We start from the raw sequence: 20,474 nt of genomic DNA, 5'->3' as shown, positions 1-20,474 counted from the left end.
CATGCTCGAATCGCTGCAGACATTCATGACCGACTACGGCTGGAATTTGCTGGCGTTGATCGGCTTTTCCCTGCTGGTTCTCGTCGTGCTCCTGATCATCATCGCGTTCCTGCTTCTCATGGATCGCAAGGTTTGGGCCGCCGTGCAGATGCGGCGCGGCCCGAACGTCGTCGGACCATTCGGACTTTTGCAGTCGTTCGCCGATCTTTTGAAGTTTGTCCTGAAAGAGCCGATCATTCCCGCAGGCTCCGACAAGATCGTGTTTCTGTTGGCGCCGCTCGCCACGGCGGTGTTCGCTCTCGCAACCTGGGCCGTCATTCCGGTCAATGAGAACAGTTGGGGCAAGTGGGTCATTTCCGACATGAATGTCGGTATCCTCTACCTCACCGCGATTTCGTCTCTCGGAGTCTACGGCGTCATCATGGGCGGCTGGGCGTCGAACTCGAAATATCCGTTCATGGGCGCGCTGCGCTCGGCGGCTCAGATGGTCTCATATGAAGTGTCGATCGGTTTCGTCATCGTCTGCGTCATTCTTTGCGTCGGTTCGCTGAACGTCACGGACGTGGTCAACGCGCAGAAGTCCGGCATCGGCACGCGTCTCGGCCTTACGAACTCGCTGCTCGATTGGCACTGGCTGACGCTCTTTCCGATGTTCGTCGTCTTCTTCATTTCAGCGCTCGCCGAGACCAACCGCCCGCCATTCGATCTCGTCGAAGCGGAATCGGAACTCGTGGCGGGCTTCATGGTCGAATATTCATCGACGCCCTACCTGCTTTATATGCTCGGCGAGTACGTCGCGATCACCACCATGTGCGCGCTGACGACCATCCTCTTCCTCGGAGGCTGGCTGCCGCCGGTCGATATCTGGCCGCTCAACGCCGTTCCCGGAATTCTCTGGTTCCTGATTAAAGTCGTGATGGTCTTCTTCATGTTCGCCATGGTGAAGGCGATGGTGCCGCGGTATCGCTACGATCAGTTGATGCGTCTCGGTTGGAAGGTGTTCCTGCCTCTGTCGCTCGTCATGGTCATCGTCACCGCCGCCGTGCTGCAATTCGGAGGCTTCCTCTCATGAACCTGGCACAGGGCGTAAAATCGCTGTTCCTCACCGAGTTCGTCTCGGCCTTCTTTCTCACGATGCGCTACTTCTTCTCCCCGAAGAAGACGCTGAACTATCCGTATGAGAAAGGGCCGCTCTCTCCGCGCTTTCGCGGCGAGCACGCGTTGCGCCGGTACCCCAACGGCGAAGAACGCTGCATCGCCTGCAAGCTGTGCGAGGCGATCTGCCCGGCTCAGGCGATCACCATCGAAGCAGGTCCGCGCCGCAACGACGGTACGCGCCGCACGACGCGCTACGACATCGACATGACGAAATGCATCTATTGCGGGCTGTGTCAGGAAGCCTGCCCGGTTGACGCCATCGTCGAAGGTCCGAATTTCGAATTCGCGACCGAAACGCGCGAAGAACTGTTCTACGATAAGGACAAGCTGCTCGCGAACGGCGACCGCTGGGAACGCGAAATCGCGAAGAACATCGCGCTCGACGCGAAATATCGGTAGAGGGCACGGTTATGGCATCGGCTCTCTTCTTCTATTTCTTTGCGGTCCTGGCAGTGGCATCGGGCGCTATGGTCATCCTGACCAAGAACCCAGTCCACGCCGTGCTGTTCCTGATTTTGGCGTTCTTCAACGCCGCCGGACTCTTCGTGCTGCTCAATGCCGAATTCCTGGCGATGCTGCTTGTCGTTGTCTACGTCGGGGCCGTGTCGGTGCTATTCCTCTTCGTCGTCATGATGCTCGACGTCGATTTCGCGGAGCTGAAGGCCGGCTTCATCAAGAACGCGAAAGTCGGGGCGTTGATCGGCGGTATCGTGCTCGCTGAGATTTTGGCGCTCGTCGGTTATCGCGGCTTGACGGTCGCTGCTGCAACGAACGCAGCGTCGCCCGTCCCACCCGCGAGCTCAGGCATCACCAACACTCAGGCGCTCGGTGAACTCCTCTATACGAAATACGTCTACTTCTTCGAGGGCGCCGGGATGATCCTTCTCGTCGCGATGATCGGCGCCATCGTCTTGACCTTGAAACACCGCGAGGGTGTCAAGCGCCAGTCGATCAGCGCCCAGGTCGCGCGCGGCCCGAAGACCGGGATGGAAGTCATCAAGGTTCCGAGCGGCGGCTCCGTTATTCCGCCCGCCGTCAAGCATCCGGAGGCTGCTGAATGACCATAGGTCTTGGACACTATCTGGTTGTCGCGGCGTGTCTCTTCACGCTCGGCATCTTCGGCATCTTCCTGAACCGCAAAAACGTCATCGTCATTTTGCTGTCGATCGAATTGATGCTGCTGGCGGTCAACATCAACTTCGTCGCGTTCTCCCACTTTAACGGCGATCTCGTCGGCCAGGTCTTCGCCCTGTTCGTATTGACCGTCGCCGCCGCCGAATCCGCCATCGGCCTCGCGATCATGGTCGTTTACTTCCGCAACCGCGGCTCGATCGCGGTCGAAGACATCAACATGATGAAGGGGTGAGATCGTGATCTGCGTCATCCAGGATTACGGGTTGTCCCATCTCCCCGCTCGCGGGGAGCATGACGGGGCGAAGGGGAACGTCTCCATATGATCTACGCCGCCATCGTTTTTCTACCGCTCGCGGGCGCGCTCATCGCCGGATTTTTCGGTCGCGTCATTGGCGCCCGGCCGAGCGAGATCATCACCACGTCGTTCCTGATGCTCGCGGCGCTGCTGTCGTGGATCGTGTTCTTTCAGGTCGCGCTCGGCCATGAGACGCACGACGTCACGCTGATGCGCTGGATCACGTCGGGCGAACTCGACGTGTCTTGGTCGCTGAAGATCGACACGCTGACGTCGGTTATGCTTGTCGTCGTGACGACGGTATCGTCACTCGTGCATCTCTATTCCATTGGCTACATGCACGATGACGACTCGCGTCCGCGCTTCTTCGCCTATCTCTCGTTGTTCACCTTCGCCATGCTCATGCTGGTGACGAGCGGCAACCTCGTGCAGATGTTCTTCGGCTGGGAAGGCGTCGGCCTCGCGTCCTACCTTCTCATCGGCTTCTGGTACACCAAGCCGTCGGCGTGCGCGGCCGCCATCAAGGCCTTCGTCGTCAACCGCGTCGGCGACTTCGGCTTCGCGCTCGGCATCTTTGCACTGTTCTACGTCTTTCACACGGTCAATCTCGACGCGCTCTTCGTTGCTGCGCCGACAGCTGTCGGCAAGACTTTCAATTTCGCGGGGCACGACGTCGACATCCTGACGACGATCTCGCTGCTCTTGTTCATGGGTGCGATGGGCAAGTCGGCGCAGTTCCTGCTTCACACCTGGTTGCCCGACGCCATGGAAGGCCCGACGCCGGTGTCGGCGCTGATCCATGCCGCGACGATGGTCACGGCAGGCGTCTTCATGGTCGCGCGTCTGTCGCCGATCTTCGAACTGTCGCCCGATGCCTTGGCCTTTGTCACGTTGATCGGCTCGATCACCGCCTTCTTCGCCGCGACCGTCGGCCTGGTGCAAACCGACATCAAGCGCGTCATCGCCTATTCGACATGCTCGCAGCTTGGCTATATGTTCGTGGCGTGTGGCATCGGCGCTTACGGCGCGGGCATCTTCCATCTCTTCACGCACGCATTCTTCAAGGCGCTGCTGTTCCTTGGCGCGGGTTCGGTCATCCACGCGATGCACCACGAGCAGGACATGCGCGCGATGGGTGGCCTTCGCTCGAAAATTCCGTGGACGTTCGCCGCTATGCTGATCGGCACGTTCGCTCTGACCGGCGTCGGCATTCCGCACCTGACAGGCTTCGCCGGCTTCTACTCGAAGGACGCCATCATTGAGGCATCCTACGCCGCGGGCACGCCGAACAATTACGCCTTCTGGGCACTCGTCATCGCGGCGCTGATGACCTCATTCTATTCCTGGCGGCTCGTCTTCCTGACGTTCTACGGCAAGACCCGCGCCGATCATCACACCTATGATCACGCCCACGAAAGCCCGCCGACGATGATGATCCCGCTGGCCGTTCTGTCGATCGGCGCGGCCTTCGCCGGTATCGTCTTCACCTCCTATTTCATCGGTCACGACCAGAAGGAATTCTGGGGAGCCGCGATCTTCACCGGCGAACACAATCATATCCTGCACGAAATGCACGACGTGCCCGAATGGGTCAGCTACTCTTCGTTCGTCGCGATGCTCTTGGGCTTCGCGATCGCCTGGGTCTATTACATCGGCGCGCCGTGGCTACCGGCGGCGACGGCACGCGCACTGAAGCCGCTTTACCTGTTCCTCTTGAACAAGTGGTACTTCGACGAACTCTACAATTTCATCTTCGTCCGGCCTGCGTTCGCCCTCGGGCGCCTGCTCTGGAAGGCCGGTGACGGGTCCGTTATCGACGGAGCCATCGACGGCACCGCAGCGGGCGTGGTTCGCGTCACGGATCGCGTCGTCAAGCTGCAAACCGGCTACATGTACCACTACGCCTTCGCGATGCTGATCGGTGTCGCCGCCATCCTGACGTGGCTGACGTACAACGGGCTCTTCGGCGGGGTGCTCAAATGAGCAACATTCTCTCGGTCACGATCTTCCTGCCGCTTGTCGGTGCCCTGCTGATCGCGACGCTCAACGCGGAAGCGAAGGGCAACGCGCGCTGGATCGCTCTTTGGACGACGCTCGTGACCTTCGCGGTGTCGCTTCTCGTCTGGATCAACTTCGATACCTCGACCGCTGGCTTCCAGTTCGTCGAGGAACACCCTTGGCTCGGATCGTTGAAGTACAAGCTGGGGGTCGACGGCATCTCGATGCTGTTCGTCATCCTGACGACCTTCCTGATGCCGCTCTGCATCCTGGCGAGCTGGCAATCGATCCAGGTTCGGGTGAAGGAATACATGATCGCGTTTCTCATCCTCGAGACGATGATGCTCGGGGTATTCTGCGCGCTCGATATGGTTCTGTTCTACCTGTTCTTCGAAGCTGGTCTCATCCCGATGTTCATCATCATCGGCGTCTGGGGCGGCAAGCGGCGCGTCTACGCCAGCTTCAAGTTCTTCCTCTACACGCTCCTTGGCTCCGTGCTGATGCTGCTCGCGATGATGGCGATGTACTGGCATGCCGGCACGACCGATATCCCGACGCTTCTGCAGACGAAGTTCCCGCCGGAAATGCAATGGTGGCTCTGGATCGCGTTTTTCGCGTCCTTCGCCGTCAAGATGCCGATGTGGCCGCTCCATACGTGGCTGCCGGACGCACACGTCGAGGCCCCGACTGCGGGCTCCGTCATCCTCGCGGGTATCCTTCTGAAGATGGGAGGCTACGGCTTCCTCCGGTTCTCGCTGCCGATGTTCCCGAACGCGTCCGCTGATCTCGCGCCCTTCGTCTTTACCCTATCGATCGTGGCGATCGTCTACACGTCGCTCGTCGCCCTCGTTCAGGAAGACATGAAGAAGCTCATCGCCTATTCGTCCGTCGCGCACATGGGCTACGTGACGATGGGCATCTTCTCGGCGACCCAACAGGGCGTCGATGGCGCCATCTTCCAGATGCTGTCGCACGGCATCGTCTCATCCGCCCTTTTCCTCTGCGTCGGCGTCATCTACGACCGCATGCATACCCGTGAGATCTCAGCCTACGGCGGCCTCGTCGAGCGAATGCCGAAGTACGCCTTCGCCTTTATGGTCTTCACGATGGCCAATATCGGCCTGCCCGGCACCAGCGGCTTCATCGGCGAATTCCTAACGCTGCTTGCGGCCTTCCACGCCAACACCTGGGTCGCGATCATCGCCACCTCGGGCGTTATCCTGTCGGCGTCTTACGCTCTGTATCTCTATCGCCGCGTCATCTTCGGTGCGCTCGAAAAAGCCAACCTCAAGGGCATTCTCGATCTGTCGCCACGAGAGATCGCGATTTTGGCGCCGCTCATTCTGCTCACGATCTTCTATGGCGTGTACCCGTCGCCGGTTCTCGATGTCACCGCAACTTCGGTGAAAAACCTCGTCGAGAACTACCAGTCCGCTCAGGCGACAGCCGCCGCTTCGCTGACGACACGAGGATACCAATGATCGATAGCGCGGTCCTACTGGTCGTATTGCCGGAACTCATCCTCGCGCTCGGCGCAATTGCGCTTTTGATGATCGGCGTTTTCATGCCCAACGGCGAAGCCGCCGGACGCACGGTCTCCTGGCTCGCGATCGGCGTGCTTCTCGCCGCAGGAATCGCGGCGATTGATCAAAGCGGGTCGTCGATCGTCTTCGGTGGCGCGTTTGTATCGGACAGCTTCACGCGTTTCCTGAAGATCGTGATTCTCGTCGGCGCGGCGCTGACGCTTCTGATGACCTTAGACAATTTCGGCCGCGCCAAGCTGTTGCTGTTTGAATATCCCGTGCTAGTGCTGCTCGCGACGCTCGGCATGCTGATGATGGTGTCGGCTAACGACCTGATCGCGCTCTATCTCGGACTCGAGTTGCAATCCCTGGCGCTTTATGTCATCGCCGCCTTCAAGCGCGACGACGTTCGTTCGAGCGAAGCAGGCCTCAAATATTTCGTTCTCGGCGCGCTGTCGTCCGGCATGCTGCTGTACGGTGCTTCGATGGTCTACGGCGTCACCGGCTCTACGAGCTACGCGACGATCGCTGACGTCGCGAAGATGCCGGAAATGGCGTCAAACATCGGACTGACGTTCGGCCTGGTGTTCGTTCTCGTCGGTCTTGCATTCAAGATCGCCGCCGTGCCGTTCCACATGTGGACGCCCGACGTTTATCAAGGCGCGCCGACGCCCGTGACGGCGTTCTTTGCCGGCGCACCGAAAATCGCAGCCATGGCGCTTTTGCTGCGGTTCACGCAGGCCGCGCTCCCGGGCATCGCGCCGCAATGGCAGCAGATCGTTATTTTCCTTTCGATCGCGTCGATGGCGCTCGGCGCATTCGCGGCCATCGGCCAGACGAACATCAAGCGCCTGCTCGCCTATTCTTCTATTGGGCACGTCGGCTTCGCGTTGCTCGGATTGGCCGCAAACAGCCCCGAGGGTACGAGCGGCGTTCTTATTTATCTCGCGATCTATGTCGCGATGACGCTCGGCGCGTTCGCCTGCGTGCTCTCGATGCGGCGCGGCGATCTCTACGTCGAAAACATTTCCGATCTGGCCGGGCTCGCGAGATCCGATCTGACGTTCGCGACGATCCTTGGGCTTCTCATGTTTTCATTCGCCGGTGTTCCCCCGCTCGCGGGTTTCTGGGCGAAGTGGTACGTCTTCTTGCCCGCGATCAAGGCTGGGCTCTATCCGCTCGCGGTCATCGGCATGATTTCGAGCGTGATCGGCGCCTACTATTATCTTCGCGTCGTGAAGATCATGTTCTTCGATGAACCGGCGGAAGCCTTCGCGCCGCGCGAAAGCCGGACCTTCGCTGTCATGGCCCTCTCTGCGGCGTTCACCGTGGCCTTCGTCCTTCCCTTCGTCGGCGGCGCTCTTGTGGATGCCGCAACCGCTGCCGCGTCGGTGCTGGTTTCAGCACACCCGCTTTAGCCCGCGATGGACGGAAATATCCTGCCCCGAATTCTCCACGTCGCCGAGACCGGATCGACGAACGCCGACGCCATGCGTCTCGGTCTCGCCGGCGAATCGCTTCCCCTGTGGGTGATTGCGGACGTCCAGACGGGGGGCAGGGGGCGCTCCGGACGAACGTGGGTATCTCAACTCGGGAATCTTCACGCCAGCTTGGCCTTTCGTTGCACCGCACCGATGGAGAAGGCGGGCCAATTGTCACTTCTCGCCGGAATTTCCGTCCTAGACGCCGTTCGCATCACAATGGACCTTGCGCCGGGCGCCGAACTTCGCCTCAAATGGCCGAACGACATTTTGATGGGCTTTGCCAAGGCGGGTGGAATTTTGGTCGAGAGCACGTCGTTACGCGAAGGCTCCGGCTTTTTAGCGATTTTGGGTTTTGGACTAAATCTCGTGGCTGTCCCGAATGCGATTGGACGCGAAGCAGCGGCTCTTGCCCATTACGGCAAGCCGCCGGAACCGCGCGCCCTGCTGACGGCGCTGTCCGACCGCATTTTCTTCTGGCTTGACCGCTGGAACGCCGGGGAGAACTTTGGTGCAATCCGCGAAGCCTGGATCGAGCGTGCCGGCCCGATCGGCGAGCCGATCGTGATCAACACGACCACGGGCCCGGTATCGGCGACCTATCAAGGTTTGGCGGCGACCGGCGCGCTCCTTGCAAAGGTCGATGGCACCGTCCGGGAGTTCAACTACGGTGATGTCGCCCTGGTTGGCGAAGTCACACGCGATGGGGATTCATGAGCGAACGTCCGACGTCATCCCCGTCCCCCGCAAAGTTCAAATCAGACGAACTCGTATTCATGGCGCTCGGTGGTCTCGGTGAGATCGGCATGAACGTCTATCTTTACGGTTTCGGGCCGCCGAAGGCGCGGTCGTGGCTGATGGTCGATCTCGGCGTCACGTTCCCCCACGAGGGCGAGCCCGGCGCCGACGTCATATTGCCTGATCTTCGCTTCATCGTGCCCGAGCGGAAAAACCTCGTTGGCCTCGTCCTGACGCACGCCCACGAAGATCACGTCGGCGCCGTCATCGATCTCTGGCCGTCGTTGCAATGCCCGATCTTTGCGACGCCGTTCACATCCGGAATGTTGAAGACGAAGCTCGGTGAGTTCGGCGGTTCTCTGACGTTGCCGATCACGGACGTACCTCTCGGCGGCCGCTTCAAGGCCGGCCCGTTCGATATCGAATTCGTGAGCCTGACGCACTCCATCCCCGAGCCGAACGGTCTCGCGATTCGCACGCCCGCGGGCTTGGTGTTTCATACCGGCGACTGGAAACTCGATCCGACCCCCGTCGTCGGACGACCGCACGACGCCGCCAAGCTGCAGTCGCTGGGCGACGAAGGCGTGCTCGCTCTCGTCGGCGATTCGACGAACGCCATGCGGGAAGGGCGCTCCGCCTCCGAAGAGGACGTCGCCAAGTCCCTGAAAAAGATCATTGCCGATGCGCCGCGCTGCGTCGCCGTCACGCTGTTTGCGTCGAACGTCGCGCGCGTTGCTTCAATTGCCGCCGCAACCCATGCTGCCGGACGGTCGCTGGTCGTTGCGGGCCGGGCGTTGCACCGGATCATCGAGGTCGCGATCGAAACGGGCTACCTCCCGCGAAGCTTCACGTATCTCGATCAACAGCGCTTTTCCGAGTTGCCGCGCGATAAGGCCGTCGTGCTTTGCACCGGCAGCCAGGGAGAGCCGCGCGCGGCGACGGCGCGGATTGCCGAGGACCAACATCCCGACATTTCGCTCGACAAGGGCGATCTCATTATTTTTTCGTCCCGCACTATCCCCGGCAACGAACGCGCCGTATCGCGCATTCAGAACGCGCTTGCTAGGCTCGGTATCGAGATCATCACCGACGCCGAAGCGCTCGTGCACGTTACGGGTCACCCCCGCCGCGACGAACTCAAAGATATGTATGCGTGGCTTCGCCCGAAGATTGCCGTTCCGATGCACGGCGAGGCGCGCCACCTGAGGGAGCACGCGAAGCTCGCTCGTGCCTGCGGCGCTCGCGAGACCTTCACCATGGTCGACGGTGAAATCCTGAAGCTCTGGCCCGAGCCTGCAGCCGTTATCGGCGAGGCTCCGGTCGGCCGCCTCTATCGCGACGGCAACCTCATCGTGCCGGACGTCGAAGGCCCGGTGAAAGCTCGCCGCAAGCTCTCTTTCGTCGGCATCGCAGTTATCGCGATGGCGTTATCGAAGCGCGGCGAGATTCTGGGCGAACCGGGCGTCGTGCTTGAGGGCATCCCGGCAGCCGACCGGGACGGCGATTCAATGCGCGAGATCGTGCTCGATGCCATCGACGGTACCATCCGTTCAATCCCACCGAAGCGGCGCGGCGACCGCGGTATGGTTCAAGAAGCCGTCCAGCGGGCAGTCCGTTCGGCCATTAACGAAGCCTGGGGCAAGAAGCCCGTTGTCAAAGTGCTGCTCTCCGTGGTGGATGGCAAAACTTGAAGTCTTAGGGCTTCGCCAAACCTCAACACCGCGCTGGAGAACGGAGCATGATCGGACGCCTGAACCACGTCGCTATCGCGGTTAAGGATCTCGAAAAGGCCTCAAGCGTCTATCGAAACGCGTTGGGGGCCAAGGTCGGCGAACCGATGGTGCAGGCCGAGCACGGCGTAACGGTCGTGTTCATCGAGCTTCCGAATACGAAAATTGAGCTTCTGGAGCCGCTCGGCGAAGGTTCTCCCATCGCGAAGTTCCTCGAAAAATCTCCTGACGGCGGCATCCATCATGTGTGCTATGAAGTGGATGATATCATTGCCGCGCGCGACCAGTTGAAGGCCCAAGGCGCGCGCGTGCTCGGTGACGGTACCCCGAAGATCGGCGCGCACGGCAAACCCGTGCTGTTCCTGCATCCGAAGGACTTTTGCGGCACCCTCGTCGAGCTGGAACAGGTGTGAGCCGGGCCGCCCGCAGCGGCTCAGGAAATTAGGGGCAGTCTGATGCGCATGTCGGTCGCGGTGGCAACGTTCTTTTGCATGTGGTTCATCACGCTGTTCGTCGTGCTTCCCTTTTTCGCGCATACCCAGGACGAGGTCGGAGACGTGGTCCCCGGCACGCCGGGAAGCGCGCCTCACAAGTTCAATTTCCTCAAGATGTTCTGCGTCAATACCGCCGTGGCGATCGTGGCGTTCGCGGGCGTCTATGCGATCATCGCCAACCTCTGAGAATACACGGCCCTGAGCCGACGCGCGTGTGGGAATTGTGCTCTCCCGCCATTGCCAGCCCCGCGCTTACCGGCTATTCGGCAGGGGCTCAATTTAGCTGCCATATGATGTGGCGCGGCTCGCCCGCGCGGATTCAACGAGCGAGCTTGCAATGCCTCCTGCCGAATTCCATTCGAACATTTCGCCCCGCGTGTTGGGAGCTGCCCGATGAGCAAGCGTGCGCTCTCCGTTTCCCGCGATGAAAACTTCCCCGAGTGGTATCAGGCCGTCGTTCGCGACGGCGATATGGCCGAGACGAGCCCCGTCCGCGGCTGCATGATCATCAAGCCGTGGGGCTGGGGCGTATGGGAGCGCATCCAGGCCGATCTCGATGCCCGCATCAAAGAGACCGGACACGACAATTGCTATTTTCCGCTCTTCATTCCGATGAGCTTCATCGCCAAGGAAGCCGAGCACGTCGAAGGCTTCGCCAAGGAAATGGCGGTCGTCACCCATCATCGCCTCAAGAACGAGGGCGGCAAGCTGGTCGTCGATCCAGACGCAAAGCTCGAAGAGCCGCTGATCGTCCGACCGACGTCCGAGACGATCATCGGCGACGCGTTTCAGCGTTGGATAAAGAGCTATCGCGACCTGCCGCTGCTGATCAATCAATGGGCCAACGTCGTGCGCTGGGAAATGCGCACGCGTCTGTTCCTGCGCACGGCCGAGTTCCTCTGGCAGGAAGGCCATACGGCGCACGCGGATCGAGACGATGCGGTTGCCGAAACGCTGAAGATGCTCGAAGTCTACCGCATCTTCGCGGAAGATATTCTCGCGATGCCCGTCGTAGCCGGAGAAAAGCCCCCGAACGAACGGTTTCCTGGCGCCGACAACACGTACTCCATTGAAGCGATGATGCAGGACGGCAAGGCGTTGCAGGCCGGCACCTCGCATTATCTCGGCACCCACTTCGCCGAAGCTCAGAACATTCAATTTCAGAACGCGCAGGGTCAGCTCACGTATTGCCATACGACGAGCTGGGGCGTCTCGACGCGCCTTATCGGCGGCGTGATCATGACCCATGGCGACGACGACGGTCTGCGCCTGCCGCCCATGATCGCTCCGCGCCAGATCGTCATCATTCCGATGCTGCGCGAGAAGCCCGAGGACGCAATCCTCATCGAATACTGCGCCTCGATCGAAAAGGAATTGAAGGCAGCCGGTATTCGCACGCTCGTCGATCTGAAGCCGGTCAAGTCGGCGGAGAAGCGCTGGAACTGGGTGCGTCGTGGCGCGCCCATCATCGTTGAGGTCGGCGGCCGCGATGCGAGCGGCGGTAACGTCACGTTCATGCGCCGCGACCGCCTGCGCGACGGCGACAAAGTGATCGCGAGCACGATGCCGCGCGACGAGTTCGTTTCCGGCGCAACGGGGCTCTTAAAAGAAATCCAGGCTTCACTTTTCGCCGAGGCCAAGGCGCGACTCGACGGGAACATCGTCACGAACATCAAGTCGTTCGACGAACTGGCCGAATATTTCGGGCCGGGCGAAGCCGAAGACGAGGCGGGCGCCTTCAAAGGCTGGGTCCGCATTCCTTGGTCGCGGCCTGAGGGGGCCGTCCTCGAAGGCATCGCGGATCGGCTGAAGGCGCTGAAACTCACGATTCGCAATGCGCCGTTGGGTCAGGAAGCACCCACCGGAGTGTGCCTCTTCACCGCAGAACCGGCGAAAGAGTACGTGCTAATCGCACGCGCATACTAAAACGGCCGCAATGCGGTGAAATGGCCTTAACTGCGACACAGGGAGCTGCGATGCGGCGCGCAATTGGGGAAACGTCAGTGAGGCCACGATGACGGTTTCAGCGCAGGGCGGGTTGTCTGCTCGGGTGCCCTCGGATCGGGATTCGCTCGGCGAAACCAAACCGTTCTCGGCATTCGAATGGATGATCGCAGGCCGCTACCTCCGCGCTCGCCGGAAAGAAGGCTTCATCTCCGTCATCGCCGGCTTTTCGTTTCTCGGCATCATGCTCGGCGTCGCGACGCTGATCATCGTCATGGCCGTGATGAACGGCTTCCGCCACGATCTCTTCGACAAGATCATGGGCCTCAACGGTCACGTCATCGTTCAGAAGCTCGGCGATCGCTTTATGGATTACGATGCTGTCGCTGAAAATGTCCGCAAGGTGCCGGGCGTCAAAACCGCTATGCCGGTGATCGAAGGCCAGGTGATGGTTTCTTCAAGCTCGCAGGCGCTTGGCGGCCTCGTGCGCGGCCTGCGCGAGAGTGACATCAAATCGCTGAAGCTCGTATCCGGAAACATGCGCGCGGGCACGCTCGACGGCTTCGACGACCAGCGCGGCATTGCAATGGGTGTGCGGCTCGCGAACCAATTGCACGTCGGTCTCGGCGACACAGTAACGCTTGTCTCGCCGCGCGGCGCTGCGACGCCCTTCGGCACCGCGCCGAGATCGAAGGCCTATCAGATCACGTCGATCTTCGAACTCGGCATGTCGGAATACGATCGCATGATGATTTTCATGCCGCTTGCCGAAGCGCAGAAGTATTTCTCGAAAGCCGGTGAAGTCGATGTCGTCGAGGTCATCGTCGACAGCCCCGAGGACGTCGATCGCTACGACGATCTGATTAAGAATGCCGGCGGCCCGACGATCGCCGTCAACGATTGGCGCCAGCGCAACGAGACGTTCTTCAACGTGCTCTCCGTTGAGCGCAACGTCATGTTCATCATCCTGTCGTTGATCGTCCTCGTTGCCGCGCTGAACATCATCTCGGGCCTGATGATGCTCGTGAAAGACAAGGGTCGCGACATCGCGATTCTGCGAACGATGGGCGCGACGAAAGGCGCCGTGATGCGCATCTTCCTCATTACCGGCGCCTCGATCGGCATCGTCGGCACGCTCGCTGGCCTCGCTATCGGCGTGCTGTTCTGCTGGAATATCGAGCATATCAAGAATTTTGTGTCGTGGGTCTCGGGCACGACCGTGTTCGACCCGAGCGTCTATTATCTGACGAAGCTTCCTGCTGAGATCGACGTCCACGAAACCGGTGGCATTGTCGTGATGGCGCTCGTGCTGTCGGTCATCGCGACGATCTACCCGTCGTGGAAAGCGTCGAAGCTCGATCCTGTCGAAGCCCTGCGGTACGAGTAGGACAAATGGATACCACAGCACCGCTCGCTCCGATTTTGCGCCTTGAGGGCGTCACAAGGTCTTTCCGCCAGGGCGAGAAGGAAATCGTTGTGCTGCGCGGCGTCGACGCCATGCTTTGGCCGGGGCAGGCCGTGGCGCTCGTCGGTCCATCCGGCGCGGGCAAGTCGACCTTGCTCCACATCACCGGTCTTCTTGAATCTCCGTCGAGCGGTCGCGTTGTGGTCAACGGCCACGATTGCGCGAAACTCTCCGAAGCCGAACGTACCCGCCTGCGTCGCAAGGAGATCGGCTTCGTCTATCAGTTCCACCAGCTGCTCCCCGAATTCAGCGCGCTGGAGAACGTCGTCATTCCGCAGCTCATTCTCGGTAAGAGCCGCAAGGCAGCGGAAGCTCATGCGCGCGAATTGCTTGCAGGCGTCGGCCTCGCGCAGCGTGCGGACCACCGCCCCGCCGAATTGTCGGGCGGCGAGCAGCAGCGAACTGCCATCTGCCGCGGCCTCGCCAACGGTCCGCGGCTTCTCCTCGCGGACGAACCGACGGGAAACCTCGATCCCCACACCGCCGATCATGTTTTCTTGCAGTTGATCGACGTCATCCGCCGACAAGGCGTTGCAGCTCTCATCGCGACCCACAATATGGAGCTTGCCGCCCGCATGGACCGCGTGCTGCAAGTCCACGAAGGCCAACTCGTCGAAATCTCGCTGTCGCAGACGCGCTGATCGCCGAATTGACCTAAGTTCGAGCGCAAGCAGCTTGTTAATCCCGCGTCTTTGCGCCGAGACAGACGCGGGCAAAGCGCGCAAAATGAAGCCATGAACGCTCCGATTCGCATCACTCCGCCCGCACCCAAATTCATTCACCTGAAGGTGCATTCGGCGTATTCGCTGCTTGAAGGCGCGTTGCCGATCACGAAGCTTGCCAAGCTCGCGACGGCCATGAACTTTCCGGCCATCGGCTTGACCGACACGAACAATCTTTTCGGCGCGCTCGAATTTTCCGAGAAGCTCTGGGGCGCGGGCGTGCAGCCGATCGCCGGCACGACGCTCGATATCGATTTCGGCGATAATCGCGACAGCGGTCCGATGGCCTTACGCGCCATGAGCAACGAGCCGCGCGTCAAGCCTGCGGGTAAGCTCGCGCTCCTCGCCATGAACGCTGACGGCTTCGCCAATCTCATGCGGCTGTCGAAAGCCCTCAATTTCGAACCGGCGCACGACGAGCCTGCCCACGTCAAGATCGGGCGGCTCGAAGAATTGTCCGAGGGGCTGATCGCGCTGACCGGCGGTCCGCAAGGCCCGATCGACTTGGCGCTCCGCAACGGTCAGCCCGATTACGCCGCCGAGCGCCTCAAGACGCTCGAAAAGATCTTCGGCGATCGGCTCTATGTTGAAATCCAACGGCACGGACTGCCCGAAGAAGCCGAGGTCGAGCCGCAGCTTCTCGAACTCGCCTACGCGCGGCGCCTGCCGATCGTCGCGACGAACGAATGCTACTTCGCCGTCCGCGCCGACTATGAAGCCCATGATGCGCTTCTTTGCATCGCCGACGGACGCTACGTCGTTGAAGACAATCGTCGCCGAGCCAGTCCCGAGCATTATCTAAAAACCGAAGATGAAATGGCGACACTGTTCGCCGATCTGCCGGAGGCCTTGGCGAATACCGTCGAGATCGCGATCCGCTGCGCGTTTCGTCCGGAAGGAAAAAAACCCATTTTGCCGCGCTTCATCGCCGGCGACGATAGTCTCAGCGAAATCGAGAATTTCCGTCTTGAAGCCGCGGAATTGAAGAACCAAGCCATCGAAGGCTTGAAGCACCGTCTTGCGGCGCACGGGCCTTCCGAGGGCTTCACGGTCGAAGATTACGATAAGCGTCTCGCCTACGAACTCGACGTCATTACGCAGATGAAGTTCCCCGGCTACTTCCTCATCGTCGCCGACTTCATCAAGTGGTCGAAGGCGAACGGCGTGCCGGTCGGTCCGGGTCGCGGTTCGGGCGCAGGTTCACTTGTCGCCTACGCGCTGACGATCACAGATCTCGATCCTCTGCGCTTCGGGCTGCTGTTTGAGCGCTTCCTCAATCCCGAGCGTATTTCGATGCCGGACTTCGACATCGACTTCTGTCAGGAAAAGCGCGACCGCGTCATCGACTACGTGCAAAAGAAATACGGCGATGATCGCGTCGCGCAAATCATCACGCACGGCAAGCTCCAGGCGCGCGCCGTGCTACGTGACGTCGGCCGCGTGCTGCAGATGCCCTATGGTCAGGTCGACCGTCTGTGCAAACTCGTGCCGAACAACCCGGCTAATCCCGTCACGCTCCGCGAAGCCATCGACGGCGAGCCGAAACTTCAGGAAGAACGCGACAGCGAACCCATCGTCGCCCGCCTTCTTGAAATCGCCGAAAAGCTCGAAGGCCTTTACCGCCACGCCTCGACTCACGCTGCCGGCATGGTGATCGGCGACCGCCCGCTCGAAGAGCTGGTGCCGCTCTATCGCGATCCGAAATCGAACTTCCCGATCACGCAGTACAACTGGAAGATGGTCGAGGCCGCCGGCCTCGTGAAGTTCGACTTCTTAGGACTAAAGACGCTTACCGTTCTCGAAAAAGCTGTGCAGCTCATCAAACGCGTGCGCGGCATAACGGTCGATCTTCCAAGTTTGCCGCTCGACGACAAAGCGGCCTACGAGATGCTGGCGAAGGCCGATACGGCCGGCGTGTTCCAGCTTGAAAGCACGGGCATGCGCGAAAGCTTGAAGCGGCTGAAGCCCGACCGCTTCGAGGACATCATCGCCATGGTGGCGCTCTATCGCCCCGGCCCGATGGACAACATCCCGACCTACATCAATCGCAAGCACGGTGAAGAGCCCGTCGACTACCTCAATCCGATGCTCGAAGGCATTCTGAAAGAAACTTACGGCGTCATCATCTACCAGGAGCAGGTCATTCAGATCGCGCAGGTGATGGGCGGCTACACGCTCGGGCAAGCCGACTTGCTGCGCCGGGCGATGGGCAAGAAAGACAAAGCCGAAATGGCGAAGCAGCAGGCGCGCTTTGTCGAAGGCGCGCTGGCTAAGGGCGTCAAGAAGGAAGAAGCGATCTACATTTTCGAGCTCGTCGACAAATTCGCGGGCTACGGTTTCAACAAATCGCACGCCGCCGCTTATGCGCTCGTCAGCTATCACACGGCCTATCTGAAGGCGAACTTCCGCGAAGAATTCTTTGCGGCGTCGATGACGCTCGATATGGGCAATACCGACAAGCTCGCGATGTTCGCGTCCGAAGCACGCAAGTCCGGCATTCGTATGCTGCCGCCATCCGTCAATCATTCGGGCGTCGATTTCGGTGTCGAACCGCCCTCGGGCGAGTCCAAGCTCGGCGACATCCGCTATTCGCTCGCAGCCTTGAAGAATATCGGCGCGAGCGCGGTCGAGACGATTGTTTCGGAAAGAAGCTCCAGCGGCCCGTACGAGTCGCTGGCCGATTTCGCCTCCCGCGTCGATGCCAAGGCCCTCAACAAACGTGCCGTCGAAACGCTCGCCAAGGGCGGAGCTTTCGACTCGCTGAATTCCAATCGCGCCCTCGTTACCGCCAACGCCGATACCATCCTCGCGTCAGCGCAGCGCCGCTCGGCCGACGAAGCTCAGGGCACGACCGATCTCTTCGGCGCCGCCGGAAAACCTGCCGATCTCGTCTTGCGCGCGACGCCATCGTGGACCGCAATGGAGAAGCTTTCCGAGGAATTCCAGGCCATTGGCTTCTATCTTTCGGGCCATCCGCTCGACCAGTACGACCGCGTGCTGAAAAAGCTTGGGATCAAGAAGTTCAGCGAATTCGAGCTGCTTGTTCAACGTGGCGCCACGGCCGGACGCCTTGCGGGTATCGTCATTGCCGCCCGTGAGCGCCGCTCTCAGAAAGGCAACAAGTTCGCGTTCGCAACATTCTCGGATGCCACCGGCCAGTTCGAGGCCGTCATCTTTTCGGACACGCTCGCCGCGAGCCGCGGGCTTTTGGAGCCGGGAACGCCCGTGATCGTCTCGGTCGAAGCCGAGCGCGATGGCGAGACGATGAAAATGCGTGTCCAATCAATCGAGGAACTCGACAAGGCCGCGTCTGCGGTGCCGCGCAATCTGAAGCTCGTTCTCGACAGGAAGTCGGTGGTCGCAAACGCGGCTCCAGTTTCCGACGTCGGCAAATATTTGAGACCAAGCGCGCGTGGCGGCGAAATCCGCATCGTCTTGCCGCTCGAAGATCGCAATCGCGAAATGGAATTTGTCCTCGCAGGACGGTACGATGTTACCCCGCGTGAGGTGACTCGCATCGAAGCGCTGCCGATTGTGGCGGAAATCATCGAAATTTAAAACCGCCGGTTGCGTGCACGAATGTTACACTTGATCGACGGAATATTTATCGACATCAACGACGGCTTTTACTTCGGCTAAGCGTTAGGGGTTCAAGACGTGAGAGACCGCGTCTTTTCAAGATAGGAGCCTCTAATGAAAAAGAGCTTGATTGCAGCAGCGATAGCTGCCGCCATCACCCTCGGTGCCGCTGCCGGCGCCGCGAACGCGGGGGTCGCTGGCGTTGGCCTCAATGGCATTGGCGCTCATGCGGACAAAACCGCTGTCGAGCACGTCTATTACAAGAAGCGCTATTACCGTCACCGCCATTATAAGCATCGCAAGTGGACGTGCGGCTGGCGTCATGGACACCGCCGCTGCTACTGGCGCACGTGGTAGTCGACGTTACGCTTTAGTCGAAGGTAGCGCTGCGGCGCTGCCTTCTTCCGACAAAGTTTGAGTGCATAGCTCCGCACCCCCAAGCTAGCCAAAAACGAGGCAAGACATGTCAAAATTCTACGCCGCCTTGGTCGCCACTTTTCTGCTCGCGCCGGCCGCCTATGCCGCCGACGACGAAAAGGAGCCGCCGAAACTGAGCGCGGCCGACATCACGAAGAATCTCACCGCCGCGGCATCCGACCCCGCAAAGGTCAAAGCCTACTGCGCCATGTCGAAGACGATGGACGAGGTCGGCGACGACGAGAAGAAGGCGGAAGCCGCTGGCGACCAAATCGACGGGTACTTCAAGACGCTCGGCGAAGATTTCGAGGCCGCTTGGGATTCCGGCCAGGATGCCAAGGACGGTTCGCCGGAAGCCAACGCCATGGACGCTGCGGTCGCGACGCTCGACGCGAAGTGCAAATAATCCAACGGCGAGGCCCGCAACATTTCCAAGCCCATCGCAGGTGCCACGCCGCAAGCCTGATCAATTTCCCAGAATAAATGGAACGCGCGATAGCTCCCCTCTTTACGAAGGGGCGTGGCGCGTTCTGCTTTTGCAGCCGCGACGGCCGGTTGGCCTGTCGATACAAGTCAGCGTAGCCCGTCGCGACTTGCGCAAAAGCCCGTTCCCCCGTATATAGCCGCCATCTCACACGCGAGACATATGCGCCATGCGGATGAAAAGCCCCGCGTCGCGCTCCGGTGGGGAAATGTTAAGCCAGTGAAAAGGCTTGCAAATCTCTTCTCAAGTCTCGCGGAGGTCTAACCGGAAAAGGATACGTTACGATGGCACTTCCTGCCTTCAACATGCGTCAGCTATTGGAAGCTGGCGTTCACTTCGGCCACCAGTCTCACCGCTGGAACCCCAAGATGGCGCCATTCATCTATGGATCGCGCAACAAAATCCACATTCTCGACCTGACGCAGACGGTGCCGTTGTTGCATCAGGCGCTTTTGAAGGTCTCCGACACGGTCGCCGGCGGTGGCCGCGTATTGTTCGTCGCAACGAAGCGCCAGGCATCCGATGGCATCGCCGAAGCAGCCAAGCGCAGCGCCCAGTACTTCATCAACCACCGTTGGCTCGGCGGCACGCTGACCAACTGGAAGACGGTTTCGCAGTCGATCCGCCGCCTCCGTCAGCTCGACGACATCCTGGCCGATCCGCAGGGCCGCACGAAGAAGGAAATTCTGACCCTGACGCGTGAGCGCGAGAAGCTCAACCAGTCGCTGGGCGGTATCAAGGACATGGGTGGCACGCCCGATCTTCTCGTCGTCATCGATACCAACAAGGAATCGATCGCCATCCAGGAAGCCCGCAAGCTCAACATCCCGATCGTTGCGATCGTCGATACGAACTGCGATCCCGACGGCATCGACTTCCCGGTTCCCGGCAACGACGACGCCGGCCGCGCCATCACGCTCTATTGCGATTTGATGGCCCGCGCCGCTCTCGATGGCCTTGAGCGCTCGCAGGGTTCGGCTGGTGTCGACGTCGGCGCCTCCGATGCGCCTCCCGCCGAAGAGCTGCCGAAGGTCACGTTCAAAGGCATCGAAGCGCCGCGTGGTGAGGCCGATGACCTCAAGCGCATCACCGGCATCACGCCCAAGATCGAGCAGCGCCTCAACGACGCCGGCGTCTACCACTTCTGGCAGATCGCCGATCTCGACGCCGATTATACCGAGGCGCTCGACCGGCAGCTGAAGCTCAAGGGCCAGATTGCCAAGGAAGAGTGGGTGCCCCAGGCCAAGAAGCTCGTTGAGTCCGTCAGCGTCTAAACGGCGTTGGGAATTCGACACAAAACTGACGTGCTTTT

At 60.5% G+C, this 20,474-nt stretch carries 18 protein-coding genes; all 18 read left to right on the top strand.

Annotated features, from left to right (window positions below):
• The first annotated feature begins 1 nt into the window (after position 1).
• Positions 2-1,072 (top strand): NADH-quinone oxidoreductase subunit NuoH, encoded by a 1,071-nt coding sequence (gene nuoH, locus WC811_RS06425; RefSeq protein WP_372642188.1) that lies wholly within the window; start codon positions 2-4, stop codon positions 1,070-1,072.
• The gene (gene nuoI / locus WC811_RS06420; protein ID WP_372642186.1) at positions 1,069-1,557 is read left to right on the top strand and encodes an NADH-quinone oxidoreductase subunit NuoI; all 489 of its coding nucleotides are present in this window, start codon (positions 1,069-1,071) and stop codon (positions 1,555-1,557) included. Before nuoH ends, nuoI begins: the two co-directional genes overlap by 4 nt.
• An 11-nt stretch (positions 1,558-1,568) precedes the next feature.
• Positions 1,569-2,219 carry an NADH-quinone oxidoreductase subunit J gene (locus tag WC811_RS06415; RefSeq protein ID WP_372642184.1) on the top strand — a complete coding sequence of 217 codons (651 nt, stop codon included), beginning with the start codon at positions 1,569-1,571 and terminating at the stop codon, positions 2,217-2,219.
• Positions 2,216-2,524: an NADH-quinone oxidoreductase subunit NuoK gene (gene nuoK, locus WC811_RS06410; RefSeq protein WP_290986055.1), complete on the top strand. Its 309-nt coding sequence runs from the start codon at positions 2,216-2,218 to the stop codon at positions 2,522-2,524. The genes WC811_RS06415 and nuoK overlap by 4 nt, the downstream gene beginning before the upstream one ends.
• Before the next feature lie 87 nt (positions 2,525-2,611).
• Positions 2,612-4,570, top strand: coding sequence for an NADH-quinone oxidoreductase subunit L (gene nuoL, locus WC811_RS06405; RefSeq protein ID WP_372642181.1), 1,959 nt, complete (start codon positions 2,612-2,614; stop codon positions 4,568-4,570).
• Positions 4,567-6,066, top strand: a complete 1,500-nt coding sequence (locus WC811_RS06400) for an NADH-quinone oxidoreductase subunit M (protein ID WP_372642179.1) — start codon at positions 4,567-4,569, stop codon at positions 6,064-6,066. The genes nuoL and WC811_RS06400 overlap by 4 nt, the downstream gene beginning before the upstream one ends.
• Positions 6,063-7,526: an NADH-quinone oxidoreductase subunit NuoN gene (nuoN, locus tag WC811_RS06395; protein WP_372642177.1), complete on the top strand. Its 1,464-nt coding sequence runs from the start codon at positions 6,063-6,065 to the stop codon at positions 7,524-7,526. Before WC811_RS06400 ends, nuoN begins: the two co-directional genes overlap by 4 nt.
• Before the next feature lie 6 nt (positions 7,527-7,532).
• Positions 7,533-8,306, top strand: coding sequence for a biotin--[acetyl-CoA-carboxylase] ligase (locus WC811_RS06390; protein ID WP_372642175.1), 774 nt, complete (start codon positions 7,533-7,535; stop codon positions 8,304-8,306).
• A complete protein-coding gene (locus tag WC811_RS06385) occupies positions 8,303-10,018 on the top strand; it encodes a ribonuclease J (RefSeq protein ID WP_372642173.1) in 1,716 nt (571 codons plus the stop codon). Before WC811_RS06390 ends, WC811_RS06385 begins: the two co-directional genes overlap by 4 nt.
• A 47-nt stretch (positions 10,019-10,065) precedes the next feature.
• A complete protein-coding gene (mce, locus tag WC811_RS06380) occupies positions 10,066-10,470 on the top strand; it encodes a methylmalonyl-CoA epimerase (RefSeq protein ID WP_372642171.1) in 405 nt (134 codons plus the stop codon).
• Between the two features lie 42 nt (positions 10,471-10,512).
• Positions 10,513-10,737 carry a DUF1467 family protein gene (locus tag WC811_RS06375; protein ID WP_372642169.1) on the top strand — a complete coding sequence of 75 codons (225 nt, stop codon included), beginning with the start codon at positions 10,513-10,515 and terminating at the stop codon, positions 10,735-10,737.
• Between the two features lie 207 nt (positions 10,738-10,944).
• Complete coding sequence (gene proS / locus WC811_RS06370; protein ID WP_372642167.1) at positions 10,945-12,477, top strand: proline--tRNA ligase; 1,533 nt, start codon at positions 10,945-10,947, stop codon at positions 12,475-12,477.
• 88 nt (positions 12,478-12,565) lie between these two features.
• A complete protein-coding gene (locus tag WC811_RS06365) occupies positions 12,566-13,882 on the top strand; it encodes a lipoprotein-releasing ABC transporter permease subunit (protein WP_372642165.1) in 1,317 nt (438 codons plus the stop codon).
• Positions 13,883-13,887: 5 nt separating this feature from the next.
• Entirely contained in the window at positions 13,888-14,601 is a 714-nt protein-coding gene (locus WC811_RS06360) for an ABC transporter ATP-binding protein (protein ID WP_372642163.1), read from the top strand.
• A 93-nt stretch (positions 14,602-14,694) separates the two neighbouring features.
• Positions 14,695-18,240: a DNA polymerase III subunit alpha gene (dnaE, locus tag WC811_RS06355; RefSeq protein ID WP_372642161.1), complete on the top strand. Its 3,546-nt coding sequence runs from the start codon at positions 14,695-14,697 to the stop codon at positions 18,238-18,240.
• A gap of 135 nt (positions 18,241-18,375) precedes the next feature.
• A complete protein-coding gene (locus WC811_RS06350) occupies positions 18,376-18,618 on the top strand; it encodes a hypothetical protein (RefSeq protein WP_372642159.1) in 243 nt (80 codons plus the stop codon).
• Positions 18,619-18,724: 106 nt separating this feature from the next.
• Positions 18,725-19,084, top strand: coding sequence for a hypothetical protein (locus WC811_RS06345; RefSeq protein ID WP_372642157.1), 360 nt, complete (start codon positions 18,725-18,727; stop codon positions 19,082-19,084).
• 362 nt (positions 19,085-19,446) lie between these two features.
• The gene (locus WC811_RS06340) at positions 19,447-20,436 is read left to right on the top strand and encodes a 30S ribosomal protein S2 (protein ID WP_372642155.1); all 990 of its coding nucleotides are present in this window, start codon (positions 19,447-19,449) and stop codon (positions 20,434-20,436) included.
• Positions 20,437-20,474: the final 38 nt, after the last annotated feature.

Origin of the sequence: Hyphomicrobium sp., from assembly GCF_041659645.1 — a bacterium.
Classification (GTDB): domain Bacteria; phylum Pseudomonadota; class Alphaproteobacteria; order Rhizobiales; family Hyphomicrobiaceae; genus Hyphomicrobium_B.
This window is presented reverse-complemented; position numbering and strand designations above follow the sequence as displayed.